This is a genomic window from Bacillus sp. BS98, from assembly GCF_008432245.1.
GTDB classification, from domain to species: domain Bacteria; phylum Bacillota; class Bacilli; order Bacillales; family Bacillaceae_G; genus Bacillus_A; species Bacillus_A toyonensis.
Genome location: NZ_CP043830.1, coordinates 2,974,448 through 2,988,381, shown reverse-complemented (window position 1 = coordinate 2,988,381; position 13,934 = coordinate 2,974,448). Strand labels below are relative to the sequence as shown.

Genomic DNA, 13,934 nt, shown 5'->3' with positions numbered 1-13,934 from the left:
GCTACTAGGTAGCCCCGCATCTTATTATTTGTTTCGTAATAAACGCATACTGTTTAGGATTACAATAAGCGCAGCGCCTGTATCACTTAGTACAGCCATCCAAAGAGTAAGCCAGCCTGGGAAGATAAAGGAAAGGGCAATAAATTTAATAATCAATGAGAACCATATATTTTGTTTAATAATGTACAATGCTTTCCGGCTAAGTTTCATCGTATACGGAAGTTTTTCAAGATTATCTGCCATTAATACAATATCTGCCGTTTCCATTGCTGTATCAGTTCCAGCACCGCCCATAGCAATTCCTAGATTTGCAGTAGCGAGGGCAGGGGCATCATTAATACCGTCCCCAATCATAGCTACTGTTTTTCCTTCAGATTGAAGTTGTTTTACAGCATGCACTTTGTCTTCTGGAAGTAAGTTAGCAAAATAACGATCTATTTTTGCTTTCTGTGCAATATGTTCAGCTGTTCCTTCGTTGTCTCCTGTTAACATAACAGTTTCCTGAATACCTGCTCGTTTTAATTCTTGAATCGTTTCATAAGTAGTAGAGCGAATGGAATCTGCTACTGAAATCATTCCTAAAATAACTTTGTTCGTTCCAACAAGTATCACGGTTTGACCAATTCTTTGCATCTCTCGAACTGGTTCATTCCACATTTGAAGCGAAATTCCAAACTCTTCATATAATGCTTTATTTCCAGCGTAGTATGTTTCGCCATCTATTGTGACTTGCGCACCTTTCCCTACAATAGCGCGGAAGTCCGTTCCACTTTGGATAGAAGTTTGATGCTCCTTAGCATATGCTGTAATGGCTTTTGCAATGGGATGATTAGAATATTCTTCAATTGTTGCGGCAATTGATAATAATTCATCTTCCGTACAATGTAAGCTTCGCACATGCATTACTTTTGGTTTTCCTTCAGTCAATGTACCTGTTTTATCAAACGCAATAGCATTTAATGCACCTGCAATTTCTAGTGCAGTACCACCTTTAATGAGTACACCGTTTCTTGCGGCATTTCCTATTGCAGATACGATTGCAACAGGAGTTGAGATAACTAAAGCACAAGGACACGCAACAACAAGAAGTTCTAACCCTTTATAAATCCATTCCATCCATTCGCCCATACCAAGAAGGGGAGGGATGATCATGACACCGATTGCTAATACAAAAACGATAGGTGTATAGATTTTTGCGAAACGATCCACAAATGCTTCTGTCGGTGCTTTCTTTTCCTGTGCTTCCTCTACAAGGTGGATAATTCGAGATAACGTAGTATCCTTAACGAGTTTAGTTACTGTAATCTCAAGTGAACCTTCTTCATTAATCGTCCCCGCATATACGGAATCACCAATTTGTTTATCAATTGGGATAGATTCACCAGTTATCGGAGCTTGGTTTACAGTAGAAGTACCGCCTGTAACTGTGCCGTCTAATGGGATCTTTTCACCAGGTTTTACAACAATTGTTGTACGCACTGCAATATCATCTACAGATTTTTTTATAAGTTCAGTTCCAACTTGTACCCAAGCTTCTGACGGTGCTAAATCAATTAATCCGCGAATAGATTCTCGTGTACGTTCAATTGATTTATTTTGCAAAGTTGCACCTAATGCAAATAACCAAACAACGGTTGCACCTTCTAGCCATTGACCAATTAATGCAGCACCAATTGTAGCTGATATCATAAGAACATTCATATCAAGTGATTTACTTCTAATTGCATAAAAGGCGCTTTTAGCAGGTTTATAACCACCGATACCGATACTCGCCGCATAGAGAAGTGTAATAAGAAGAGGTGATATGTTTGTAAAACTTCCTCCAAACCCTAAAGCTAAAAATAATCCTGAAAGAATTAAAGTTGTATTTTTAGCTTTTTGAACAGGAGCGGACCCTCTGCGGGCTCCTGCTAAGGAAGCCCCAAACCCTGCATTAGACACTTCTTTTATAATGTCATCCACATCGCGGTCATGACGAATATGCATTTTTCCAGTAGCAAAGTTTACTCGAACTTCTTCTACGCCTGAAACATTTTGTAGATGCTTTTCGATTGTTAAGGCACACGCACCGCAATCCATTCCGTCCACTACGTATGTTTGTACACCGTCTCCTACTATTTTCTGAGTAGCACGAGGAGGAGATGGATCTTCGCATGAGTTGTCACTACAGCAAGAAGACTTTGATGTCGTTTGTTCTTTTTCTAGAGCTAATTCAGATGAACAGCAGGAAGAGCTATTTTCTGTTTTTATAGAATCATTGTTACTACTACAACAAGAGGTTTCCTTCGTGATAGGGATAATTGGAATCTCTTTTTTAGAGGAGCAACATGACGAATCTTCTATTTCTTTTTCAGTACTACAACAAGAGGTTTCCTTAGCAATAGGAACAATCAGAATCTCTTTTTTTGAAGAACAACATGATGAAGTTTGTTTTTCCTTCCCGTTCTTATTTGTCATGACAGTTTTCTCCTTTTTGAGATAAACAAGCATCGTTTTTATCACATGACGCTACTTCATTTTGTACTTCATGAAAAACGACATCAAACATAGTGAGTAACTGTTCAATTTGCTTATTGCGTAAGGAATAGTGGACGTATTTTCCTTCCTGTCTACCTAGAATGATTCCGCATCCTTTTAAACAGTTTAAGTGCTGAGATATATTTGACTGATTTCCTTGCGTGATTTCCACAATTTCAGATACTGTTTTTTCACCATCCATCATACATTGAAGAATTTGTAATCTTGTTTTATCAGCAAAGCCACGGATGAACTTGGCTTTTACATCTGAATCATTTGAGTTGCACAATTGTATCCTCTCCATTCGTATTAGTAATTACTAATATGTTATTCTTTAATCATATTAGCATTGGCTAATATGTGTGTCAAAATGAATTGAGAAAAGTTTGATATTTTTGTTTTTTAGAGGCAAGTTTTCACGATATATTCATAAAGTAATAAAAAGCGGTTTACAAATTTGTGTACAGCTTATATAATTTGACTCGTATAAAAAAGTTTCCTTAAGGCAACTTAAGTGTGGATTTCCATTCGCATTATATTTTTTTGTTTAAAAGTTGCCTTAGTGCAAAATAATTATATAGATGAAAAAAATAAAGGGGAATGCATAAAAAATGGATGAGGCTATAATTGTCAAAGATTTGTTTGTATCTTATCAAGGGAATCAAGTAGTTCAAAATGTTTCCTTCGATATTGAAAAAGGGAAACTCGTTGGAATTATTGGTCCAAACGGAGCGGGAAAATCTACTTTAATGAAAGCTGTTCTAGATTTAATCCCAAATGATAAGGGATACGTTCAAGTTCTTGGAGAGGATATTCGGAGCGCTAGAAAACATGTTGCTTATGTACCACAAAGAAGTGATATAGATTGGGATTTCCCGATTACAGTTTTAGATGTGGTGCTAATCGGAACGTATCCATCTTTAGGGATGATGAAAAGACCGAAGAAAGAGCATCGAGATTGGGCTTTTGAATGTCTAAAAAAAGTCGGTATGGAGGAATTTAAGAATCGTCAAATTGGTGAGCTTTCAGGAGGGCAACAACAACGTGTCTTTTTAGCGAGAGCTTTAGCGCAAAAGGCGGAAATCTTCTTCTTAGATGAACCGTTTGTTGGAATTGATGTGACAAGTGAAGAGACAATTATTAAAATTCTTAGAGAATTACGCAAAGAAGGAAAAACGATTGTTGTTGTACATCACGACCTAAGTAAAGCAGAGTCCTATTTTGATAAATTACTATTATTGAATAAGAGCTTAATTCATTACGGAGAAGTAAGGCAAGTATTAGAACCAACTGTTATGTCAAAAGCATATGTGAATCACGGCATATTGTTTAATAATGCAGCGGAGGTACATTCATCATGAAGATTGTAGAATTTATAGATGCATTAATGCAGTACAGTTTTCTGCAGAAAGCGTTATTAACTTCCGTTATGGTAGGCGTTATTTGTGGCGTAATTGGCTGTTTTATTATTTTACGAGGTATGGCTTTAATGGGAGATGCTATTTCACATGCTGTTCTTCCCGGAGTAGCGCTTTCTTATATGATTGGGATGAACTATTTCATAGGGGCTGTTTTAACTGGTGTTATTACTGCAGTTGGAATTGGGTTTGTAAGTCAAAACAGTCGAATTAAACATGATATGGCAATAGGGATTATGTTTACATCTGTTTTTGCCGTAGGGATTATTTTAATTACTTTTATGAAGAGTAGTTCGGATTTGTATCATATTTTATTCGGCAATGTTCTATCAGTTCGCTCTTCCGATATGTGGATGACACTTATTATCGGAGTTGTCATTATTGGTCTTGTGATTTTGTTTTATAAAGAACTACTCGTATCCACTTTTGATCCAACGATGGCGCAAAGTTATGGGTTGCCAAATAAGTGGATTCATTACGGCTTAATGATTCTTCTTACAATGGTTACAGTTGCTTCACTTCAAACTGTAGGAATTATTCTAGTTGTCGCTATGCTTATTACACCGGCGGCTACAGCGTATTTATTAACAAACCGTTTATGGGTCATGATTTATTTAGCAGCAGGTATTGGTGCACTTTCATCTGTAGTAGGGCTATATTTTAGTTTCTCTTATAATCTTGCTTCAGGTGCAACAATTGTTCTCGTTGCAACATTCTTGTTCGCATTGGCATTCTTTTTCTCACCGTCACAAGGTTTGTTTTGGAGAGCTATCAAAATTAGAAAAAATAGAGCAAAGTTGTCATAATTGATTGGAGGATAAAAATGAAATTTAAAAATGTTATACTTTCAATACTTTGTATTTTCGTATTTGCATTAACAGCGTGTTCTAGTAACACAAATGGAAAAGAAGAGGGCAGTGAAAAATTAAAAGTTGTAACTACATACTCCATTATATATGATATGGTGAAGCAAATTGGCGGGGATAAAGTTGAGATTCATAGTCTTGTTCCAATTGGGGCTAACCCGCATGAATATGATCCACTACCAAAAGATGTTATGAAAATGACAGATGCAGATATGGTACTTTACAATGGATTAAACCTAGAAGAAGGTGGAGCGTGGTTTAAAAAGCTATTAAAAACGGCAAATAAATCAGAGAAAGATGCACCTGTGTATAAAGTAAGTGAAGGTGTAGAAGCTATTTATTTAGAGACAAAAGGATTAGAAAAAGAGCCAGATCCACATGCATGGATGAATATTAAAAATGGCATTTTATATGCTGAAAATGTGAAAAAGGCATTAATTAAAGAAGACCCTAAAAATAAAGAATTCTATACTAAAAATGCCGACAAGTATGTAGCAGAACTTCAAAAGTTACACGATGAGACAGTGAACAGAATTCATCAAATCCCTGAGGAAAAACGTTTCTTAATCTCTAGTGAAGGTGCTTTTAAATACTTTGGAAAAGCATATGATATTAAGACGGGATACATTTGGGAAATTAACTCAGAAAACCAAGGTACTCCAGATCAAATTAGAGATGTTGTAAGTGTAATTCAAACAAACAAAGTGCCAGCTTTATTTGTGGAAACAAGTGTAGATCGACGTAGCATGGAAACTGTTTCAAAAGAAACAAACGTACCGATTGCCGGTACAATTTTTACAGACTCACTAGGTAAATCAGGTGAGGATGGAGATACTTATTTAAAAATGATGAAATGGAATATAGATACAATTATTAATGGGTTACAAAAGTAAAATTTGTTTTTTTATGTAGCATAACTATTGAAGTTTTATAAAATAAGAAAAGAAAGAGCCAACTCATACGAGTAGGCTCTTTTATTCATCCCGCCCTTTGCTGCTGGATGATAAGAATCTCACCTTAAAATTAGGCGAATGCGAGGGAGTTAAGTGGAAATCGGGATGCACGAAAAAGCATGATTGGTGTGGGCTATTAATCAGTGGGGGATGGACTCCTACTGATTAAAGTTTTATTTCATAATCTTTCACTTTATTAATAGTAGAATTTATTAGAAAGGATAATCATTTGTTTGATATAATTAATGGATGTGAAGTAGGCAATAGATAGAAAGATACTTCTAGCAATTTTATACTTATAATGTAGGGAGATTGAACAGAGTTATGGGGACAGAAAAAGAAATTAGTTCCGCTAAATTAATATGGAAGATGACGCGCCCGCATACATTAACGGCGACGTTTTCTCCTGTAATTTTAGGGACGGTGGCATCACTTTATGTTGCCGAAATTGATTGGCTTTTATTTATTGCGATGATGGTTGCATGTTTAGCATTGCAAATCGCAACGAACTTATTTAATGAGTACTATGATTTCAAACGTGGATTAGATACAGCTGATTCTGTTGGAATTGGTGGCGGGATTGTCCGTCATGGATTGAAGCCGAAAAATGTTTTAACAGTTGCGCTTTTATTGTACGTAGTAGCAGCTTTTATTGGTATTTATATTTGTATGAATAGTAGCTGGTGGTTAGTGGTCATTGGTTTAATTGGGATGGCGGTTGGCTATTTATATACAGGTGGTCCATTACCTATTGCGTACACCCCGTTTGGAGAATTAGTTTCTGGGTTATTAATGGGGACATGTTTTGTACTCATTGCTTTCTTTATTCAAACGAATACTGTAACAGTTGAAAGTATATTGATTTCCATTCCAATTGGAATTTTAGTCGGTGCAATCAACATGTCGAATAACATCCGAGATATCGAAGAAGATATTAAAGGTGGAAGAAAGACATTAGTAATCCTCCTTGGGAGAGAAAAAGCAATAGTAACACTAGCGGTAGCCTTTTTCATTGCTTATTTATGGATCGCTATAATTGTATTGATGGGTTATATAAGCCCTTGGGCATTAGTGATGTTCTTAGGTTTGAGAAAGCCAATCTCTGCAATTCAAAGTTTCCAAAAAGGGGCAAAGGATCCCGGGTATATGCGCATCGCAATGAAATCAACAGCGGTGACAAATACGATTTTCGGCTTCTTATTATCAGCAGGATTATTAATTAGTTACTTGTTCTAAATAACTTAACCCCAATTTCTTAATTTTAATATGGAGAGATTGGGGTTTTATTTTGAGTTTGTTTAACGTTAAGAACATTTTCATTCGAAGTGAAAATACCAATAAATTGCAACTTCATCATTTGTCATATCCAAACCTTTATAAACAAGAAAATCAAACCCACCAATTACAAATCCGCATTTTTCATAAAATTTACATGCTGTAACATTATTATTTTGCGTTTCAAGCATGATCCCGGGCATGTTGCTTTCTTTTGCCCATTGCTTTGCTTGATCAACTAATCTTTTACCAACTCCGAGTGTACGATATTTTTTATCCACCGTTATATCTTCTATGTAAGCATAGTGATTCCAATTTTTTTTCAATACTATGAATCCGATGATTTGGTTATGTAACAGTGCTATGTAAATTACTTGATTAGGCTTATTTATATACTCATTGTACGCCAGTTCTTCATTATCATTTTGTAAATAACTTTTTTCATAACTCGGAACGTCTTCTATTGTATATTCTATGCGTCTATTTACTTTTGAAAGAGAAAGAATTAACCGAGCATTCACTATAAAACTGTCATCAATCTCTGGGAAATTGTCTAAATCATTTGTCTTTAACTCTCTAATTAAAAGGCTCATCGTGATACCTCCAAATTATATTATTTCTTCTGGTTCTTTATGTAATTCAAATTCATTCCAATTACAAAATTATAATAGAATTTCATTAGTAAGGCTATCATTACAAGTTCTTCCTGAAATCATTAAATTTTATAAAGAGAAAGGGTATGAATTTAGGGTATACAATGATGAGGGGCATTTTCGTTTTAACTTTCAGAAAAATCAACATCTATAGTATAAGCTTATTTCTTTTAAAAGTGTTTTTATTACTAAATCAATAACTAAGACAAAAGTCGATTTACTATTTTATAAAGAAATCGGCCCTTTCGTTTATGTATTACGTTACAAGAGATTTCTTATTTTCTCCGGAATGTTTTTTAGAAATCTGTGCAACAGAGCCTTTTTAGTAGGAGTAACTTGTTGAGGATAATTGAAAAATACTATATTAAAATTACACTATAATATTAAAGAATTCCTGACTACAATTCCTATAAATTCTTCTCAATAATTGAAAATAAAATCAATCCAGATTATTATATTGTTATTGTAATTATAAATGTAATTACATTTTATTGAAGGAGGATACATAGATGAAAAACTCAAAAGGCTCTATTGAATCAGAGATAAGCAAAGCAATTACTCATTGGGAAAAGGACTACCTAGGACGCGGGTCTATATCCGTTAAGACAGATATATTACGGGATATGATTATCGTAAATTTACAAGGTATTTTAACGCCAGCTGAATATACTGTTTGCGAAACAAAAGAAGGTATGCTAACGATAAAGAAAAATCGTTCGGAGCTAGTTGAATCTGGAATTGAAGATCTTAAAGAGATTATACTGGAATTAACTGGAGAAAAAGTGAAGAGTTTTCATACAGATATAAGCTCCCGTACAGGTGAACGAGTAATGATTTTTAAATTGTTTCATAATCTTGAGGAAAAGTTTTAAAAATTAAAACCACCGTAGTGTTAGTGGGAGATAATTAAGAAACCTAAAAGTTTTGCACTTTATTTATATTTATTAACATGATAATAATTAAAAACTTGAAATTATTTACGTATAATGAATTTTGATTGAAATAACGCTTGAAAAAATGGATAAATAAATTGACAACCTGCTTAATATAGTTTATCTTATAATTGTTTTAAAAAATTAATAGATGCTTATTTTAACTGTTTGCTATAATTAAGGCTTTAGCATTTTTTTAATATGTAATATTGACTAAATGAAAAAGTTTCTTAATTGAAAGATAGCGCATAACATAAATTGATATATTGATTGCATAATCTAAGAGATCAGAGATATACTGTTATTTTTAATAGGAGTAATACATACATTACTATCCTCTATAAAATGGGAGCTCTTCAAAAAACTTTATTGAAGTTAGTTGAAGTGAAACCGACAATCTCCATAATTCAATGATGATATAAAATCATTGAATTATGGAAGTTGTCGGTTTTTTTTATGGAAAAAACGATGTACTAAAAAGAGTGAATAAAAATTGAAATTAAAAAACTATCGTAATTAAAAGGAATTTTTATAGGTTATTTTCGTTTGGAAGGGAGTATTTTACATGTTAATTTCGCTAAGTTCATCAACACTGTTAACTTTATTTTTTATGGCACTTAGTGCTTCTTGGCTAAGTGGATTATTGTTTTTAAATGCAAGGATACCTTTACGTTTTGTTCATATCCATATTGGTATCGCTGCTTTGCCTTCATTGGTTTCTTTACTCGCACTTGTTAATAACAATGGAGATAGAGCTGTGGGGCCTTGGCATCTAGATACTTTAGCTTGGTTAATGGCTTTCTTTGTTCTTACAATTGGTTTAATCATTCAGCGTTTTTCTGTACGTTACTTAATGGGAGATCGCTCATATCGAAAATACTTTGCACTTTTTACATTTACTACAGGTGTATCTTCGGTTGCATGGTTAAGTGATGATCTTCGCTTCATGATTATTTGTTGGGGCGCAACTCTTATAGGATTGGTTCTACTCATAGGGCTAAATAAAGGGTGGAAAGTAGTTAGTGAAGCAACTAAAATCTCTGGCTATTTATTTACAATAAGTTGGATTGCTTTGCTATCAGCTATCATTTGGCTGTTTCAAATAACTGGACAGTGGCAGTTAACATCAGTTTTAGCGAATGAAAATGTAGTGCAACATGGAACATTGGAAAGAACAGCAATCAATTTATTAATTATATTGGCTGTGATGATTCCAGCAGCACAATGGCCTTTTCAAAGGTGGTTAATTGAGTCTGCTGTTGCTCCAACTCCTGTTTCTGCTATTATGCATGCGGGGTTAGTAAATGCTGGCGGTATCATGTTAACCAGATTTTCACCTCTTTTTCATGATGATATTGCACAAATCATTTTACTTATTTTCTCTAGTATTTCTGTTTTCATAGGAACAGGAATTAGCCTAGTTCAAGTTGATTATAAACGTCAGCTAGTGGGATCAACTATTGCCCAAATGGGTTTTATGCTTATTCAATGTGCATTAGGAGCCTATTTAGCGGCTGTTATTCATTTAATTTTACATGGTTTGTTTAAAGCTACACTGTTTTTACAAGCTGGTTCTTCAGTAGAACGTTTTGGGGTAGTGAAGCAGTCTAATGAAAAGATGTCCAATTTATGGATGATAGTCGGGCGTGGTTTAGGATTATTTATAGCAATTACTTTCTGGTTTATGACTTCTGGAGAGGGGTATCAACTAGTTAGTGCGTTAATCTTAGGATGGTCACTATACTTTTCGTGGAAACAACTTGTTGTTTTTGGAGAGGGAAGAATGGGACGAATTGCTGGCTTAATTGTTTTGATTGGATTTTCTCTCATTTACTTTACCGTTCATAATTCTCTTTATAAATGGTTGCATACTGATATTTATCAAAGTGTTCAACCTTCAGCTCCAGCCGTTATCTTTGTTATATGTATTTTACTATTTAGTAGTGCTATTAGTACTTTCGTTACTCGTAATCAATCTTCTACTTTATTCGCTGTACTTTATCTTTGGTTAGTTCGAGTAGGTGAGGCGAGAAGAAAGTCAGTAGAAAGTCACCCAAGCTATCTTAAACATTATGTATCAAAGGGAGGTAATTCGTGATGAGCATACCGTCAATATTAAAGAAAGATACAAACATTGATATGCAAGAAAATACTATAAATGATTTAGTTGCATCTGCTAGCCGTGTTATTGCGCCACTTTGGCCTATCTCTACGTTTGCAGCTCATCACCCTTGGATGGGACTTGAAAAGCAATCATTTGAACAAGTCGCAAATTGGTTAAAAGAAGCTCGTAATGTGGATATTTATCCTAGTGCCTCCATGATTCATTCGGCAAAAGCGAAAGGTGAGATTGAGGAATCATTTTTACAAATGAGTTTGTCTCGTTGGCTGGATTCACAATCTTTTCATATTCCGCGAGAGAAAGCAGAGCGATTTTGCCAAGCAGCTTTAAAGTTAGAAAAATTACCTTCTAGTCTATTATCATCGCCAGAATTAAATAAATTGGCAGAAGAAATGAGTTATATAAATACAGGAAGTATGAAAGCCTCTGTTATGCAGCCAATAAGTTTGCTTATAGAGAATCAAAATAGTGAAAACCTATCTGATATTCTTAATTATCATATCATTAAATGGTGTAAATTATATCTTGATGACTCCGGATCAAGTTGGACGATGCCAAATCGAGAGAAAGGTTTTTATCGTGCATGGCACCACCTTATTAAATTTGATCCAGCGCTCAGTAAAAATGAGCGTAAAGTTGTAAAAGATTGGCCACAAGATGCCGAAGTAGCTTTAGCGAGAGCATTATCTGAACTAGGAATTTCTGAATCTAATATACAAGCTTACCTTGAAGGGCACTTACTTTCTTTGCCTGGGTGGGCAGGAATGATACGATGGCGCTCACAACAATCAATTCAGGAACAGGAACTTCTCATAGAATATTTAGCAGTTCGAATTTCTATGGAGCTGGCTATTGCAAAACCTTATTTACCTTTAAAAAATCAAAAGGTTGAGAAAAAAGTTTCGATCGTCCCACTTATAGCTTCTTGGATCTATTGGGGGAATATTTCAATAGAGGAATGGTTACAAATGTCTGCTGCTGAACAAAGTGAATTATTAGTATTCGCTTATCGTTTTGATGAAAATATTCGCAGGAAACTTTGGCTCGAAGCTTGGGAACAGACGCATGCAGAGCAATTAAGGGAGAAGATTGCTTCTAAACAATGTGCAACTAATGATAAAAAGCGTGTATTAGCTCAATTAGCCTTCTGTATTGATGTACGTTCAGAACCGTTTCGTCGCCACCTTGAAAAATTAGGTCCGTTTGAAACATTTGGAATAGCTGGTTTCTTTGGATTACCAATTGCAACTAGTGAATTAGGTAGTAATAACAACCATCCTTCTTTGCCAGTTATACTCAAACCGAAACATCAAATAAAGGAGCTCACAAATGAAAATGAACTTAAATCTTATGAGCAACGTAAGAGGATAGGTAGTTCGGTGCGTTATACATTTAAAACGATGAAACAGAACGTACTAACAAGTATGGCGCTACCTGAGTTAAGTGGTCCATTACTTGGTCTACAGATGGTGACAAGAAGCTTTGTCCCAAGAGGAGTTGGTGGTTTCATTCGTAACCTTCGTAAAACTATGTTACAAAAACCTGATACAACATTCTCGCTTAATCATGTTCATGACACAAAAGGTGAGATACCTATCGGTTTTACGAAAGAAGAAAAAGTGAACTATGTGCGTCAAGCTTTAAAAATGGTGGGACTGACAGAAAAATTTGCTCCTTTAGTTGTAATGTGCGGACACAGTAGTCAAAGTACGAACAACCCTTATGCTGCAGCACTTGAGTGTGGTGCTTGTGGCGGAGCAGCAGGAGGATTCAATGCAAGAGTTTTTGCTACTTTATGCAATCTGCCAGAAGTGCGAGAGGCGTTGTTTGCTGAAGGTATTAAAATTCCTGAGGATACCATTTTTGCAGCAGCTGAACATAAAACAACAGTGGACGAATTGGAATGGATTTACGTCCCAGAACTTTCGGAAACTGCACAAGAAGCATTTGATTGTATCGAGTCGATTATGCCAAATGTGAGCCAACATGCAAATAGAGAGCGTTTAACACAATTACCAAATTTTAAAACGAAAATAAAAAATGCGAGTAAAGAGGCACATCGATTTGCAGAAGATTGGAGTGAAATACGTCCAGAATGGGGATTAGCCCGTAATGCATCTTTTATTATCGGGCAACGAGAATTAACTCAGGATTGTGATTTAGAAGGTAGGGCTTTCCTCCATAATTATGATTGGAAACAGGATGAAAGTGGCGATATATTAGCTAACATTATTGCAGGACCAGGAACAGTAGCTCAGTGGATAAATCTACAATATTACGCTTCAACTGTAGCTCCACATTATTATGGTAGTGGAAACAAAACAACACAAACCGTAACGGCAGGTCTCGGTGTTATGCAGGGAAATGCAAGTGATTTGTTGCCAGGCTTACCTTGGCAATCCGTTATGCAGTCAGATAGTGAGACGTATCATTCACCACTTCGTTTACTAATTGTAATTCAAGCGCCTATTGAATATATAGAGCGTTTGCTAAATAATGATTTCGCATTTCGAGAAAAAGTTCAAAATAGATGGGTTAGACTTGCAAGTATTGATCCAGAGGGACGCTGGAAAAACTGGTAACAATCATGCAATGCATAATCAACTATTGTTACTAGCTTAAAAATTTCATAAATACAATAATGAAGAAGGAGTGCTCCATATGAATTCAAAGAATAAAAAAGTTTTATGGTTAACAGACATTGAACATGGAATAGAGCCTATTATCCAACAAGTAACTAACATTCAACAAGAAAACATGTTGACTATACACAGCTACGATTCTGTAATTGTACATCCTTATGGAGATATAATGAGATCTATTATTATTGCTATTTATCAAGAAAATGTTGAAGAAATTTTTGTTGTAGGAATAGAGGATAAAGAAACTTCTTCAGTTAATCTACAAACTCAACATGATTTCATAAAAGATAATATAGAATTAGACTATCTCTTTAAACATTGCATGCCTGAATTTTCAAGTGGTAGCCTGAATGCATGGCTAAGTGGACAAGAAAATGTTAGTGAAAATATTAAGAAGAGTATAGATATGATTCGTCAGCATCCGTTAGTACCTTCTGATATTAAAGTTCATGGTTTCATGATTGATAGAACAGGTGGAAAAGAAACGGTTGCAAAAGTTTCTGCTAATAAAGTAGTTGAATACATTAACTAATCTATTAGGGACAAATAAATTCTT

General features: G+C 35.0%; 11 protein-coding genes and 1 pseudogene. 9 read left to right on the top strand and 3 right to left on the bottom strand.

Going from position 1 to position 13,934, the window contains the following annotated elements:
* Positions 1–24: 24 nt before the first annotated feature.
* Positions 25–2,457: a heavy metal translocating P-type ATPase gene (locus F0362_RS15500; protein WP_149889865.1), complete on the bottom strand. Its 2,433-nt coding sequence runs from the start codon at positions 2,455–2,457 to the stop codon at positions 25–27.
* Complete coding sequence (locus tag F0362_RS15495; protein WP_000336202.1) at positions 2,447–2,806, bottom strand: ArsR/SmtB family transcription factor; 360 nt, start codon at positions 2,804–2,806, stop codon at positions 2,447–2,449. Before F0362_RS15495 ends, F0362_RS15500 begins: the two co-directional genes overlap by 11 nt.
* A 322-nt stretch (positions 2,807–3,128) precedes the next feature.
* Here F0362_RS15495 and F0362_RS15490 point away from each other — a divergent pair, with 322 nt between their 5' ends.
* The 4 genes from F0362_RS15490 to menA all read left to right on the top strand — a co-directional run bounded on the left by F0362_RS15490 (position 3,129) and on the right by menA (position 6,990).
* Positions 3,129–3,878: a metal ABC transporter ATP-binding protein gene (locus F0362_RS15490; protein ID WP_000343002.1), complete on the top strand. Its 750-nt coding sequence runs from the start codon at positions 3,129–3,131 to the stop codon at positions 3,876–3,878.
* Entirely contained in the window at positions 3,875–4,741 is an 867-nt protein-coding gene (locus F0362_RS15485) for a metal ABC transporter permease (RefSeq protein ID WP_000706180.1), read from the top strand. The genes F0362_RS15490 and F0362_RS15485 overlap by 4 nt, the downstream gene beginning before the upstream one ends.
* 17 nt (positions 4,742–4,758) lie before the next feature.
* Positions 4,759–5,694 carry a manganese ABC transporter substrate-binding protein/adhesin MntA gene (gene mntA / locus F0362_RS15480; RefSeq protein WP_000669589.1) on the top strand — a complete coding sequence of 312 codons (936 nt, stop codon included), beginning with the start codon at positions 4,759–4,761 and terminating at the stop codon, positions 5,692–5,694.
* 384 nt (positions 5,695–6,078) lie between these two features.
* The gene (menA, locus tag F0362_RS15475) at positions 6,079–6,990 is read left to right on the top strand and encodes a 1,4-dihydroxy-2-naphthoate polyprenyltransferase (protein WP_000536356.1); all 912 of its coding nucleotides are present in this window, start codon (positions 6,079–6,081) and stop codon (positions 6,988–6,990) included.
* Between the two features lie 80 nt (positions 6,991–7,070).
* Here menA and satA read toward each other — a convergent pair whose 3' ends face one another.
* Positions 7,071–7,622: a streptothricin N-acetyltransferase SatA gene (gene satA / locus F0362_RS15470; RefSeq protein WP_000054747.1), complete on the bottom strand. Its 552-nt coding sequence runs from the start codon at positions 7,620–7,622 to the stop codon at positions 7,071–7,073.
* A gap of 97 nt (positions 7,623–7,719) precedes the next feature.
* Here satA and F0362_RS30975 point away from each other — a divergent pair.
* The 5 genes and pseudogenes from F0362_RS30975 to F0362_RS15445 form a co-directional block, all read left to right on the top strand.
* A pseudogene (locus F0362_RS30975) lies at positions 7,720–7,836 on the top strand (peptidoglycan N-acetylglucosamine deacetylase); the annotation flags it as partial.
* Between the two features lie 355 nt (positions 7,837–8,191).
* Positions 8,192–8,554, top strand: a complete 363-nt coding sequence (locus tag F0362_RS15460) for a Na-translocating system protein MpsC family protein (protein WP_000798167.1) — start codon at positions 8,192–8,194, stop codon at positions 8,552–8,554.
* 625 nt (positions 8,555–9,179) lie between these two features.
* Positions 9,180–10,712 carry an NADH dehydrogenase subunit 5 gene (locus F0362_RS15455; protein WP_149889864.1) on the top strand — a complete coding sequence of 511 codons (1,533 nt, stop codon included), beginning with the start codon at positions 9,180–9,182 and terminating at the stop codon, positions 10,710–10,712.
* Positions 10,712–13,318, top strand: a complete 2,607-nt coding sequence (locus tag F0362_RS15450; RefSeq protein ID WP_097882204.1) for a DUF2309 domain-containing protein — start codon at positions 10,712–10,714, stop codon at positions 13,316–13,318. The genes F0362_RS15455 and F0362_RS15450 overlap by 1 nt, the downstream gene beginning before the upstream one ends.
* Before the next feature lie 79 nt (positions 13,319–13,397).
* On the top strand, positions 13,398–13,910 hold the full coding sequence (locus F0362_RS15445) for a carbonic anhydrase (RefSeq protein WP_149889863.1): 513 nt from the start codon (positions 13,398–13,400) through the stop codon (positions 13,908–13,910).
* The last annotated feature ends 24 nt before the right edge of the window (positions 13,911–13,934 follow it).

Bases quoted from the DNA above. Each gene is read 5' to 3' on its own strand.
- F0362_RS15490 (WP_000343002.1), top strand. From the start codon at position 3,129: ATGGATGAGGCTATAATTGTCAAAGATTTGTTTGTATCTTATCAAGGG.
- menA (WP_000536356.1), top strand. From the start codon at position 6,079: ATGGGGACAGAAAAAGAAATTAGTTCCGCTAAATTAATATGGAAGATG.
- F0362_RS15450 (WP_097882204.1), top strand. From the start codon at position 10,712: ATGAGCATACCGTCAATATTAAAGAAAGATACAAACATTGATATGCAA.
- F0362_RS15500 (WP_149889865.1), bottom strand. From the start codon at position 2,457: ATGACAAATAAGAACGGGAAGGAAAAACAAACTTCATCATGTTGTTCT.
- F0362_RS15445 (WP_149889863.1), top strand. From the start codon at position 13,398: ATGAATTCAAAGAATAAAAAAGTTTTATGGTTAACAGACATTGAACAT.
- F0362_RS15485 (WP_000706180.1), top strand. From the start codon at position 3,875: ATGAAGATTGTAGAATTTATAGATGCATTAATGCAGTACAGTTTTCTG.
- mntA (WP_000669589.1), top strand. From the start codon at position 4,759: ATGAAATTTAAAAATGTTATACTTTCAATACTTTGTATTTTCGTATTT.
- F0362_RS15455 (WP_149889864.1), top strand. From the start codon at position 9,180: ATGTTAATTTCGCTAAGTTCATCAACACTGTTAACTTTATTTTTTATG.
- F0362_RS15460 (WP_000798167.1), top strand. From the start codon at position 8,192: ATGAAAAACTCAAAAGGCTCTATTGAATCAGAGATAAGCAAAGCAATT.
- satA (WP_000054747.1), bottom strand. From the start codon at position 7,622: ATGAGCCTTTTAATTAGAGAGTTAAAGACAAATGATTTAGACAATTTC.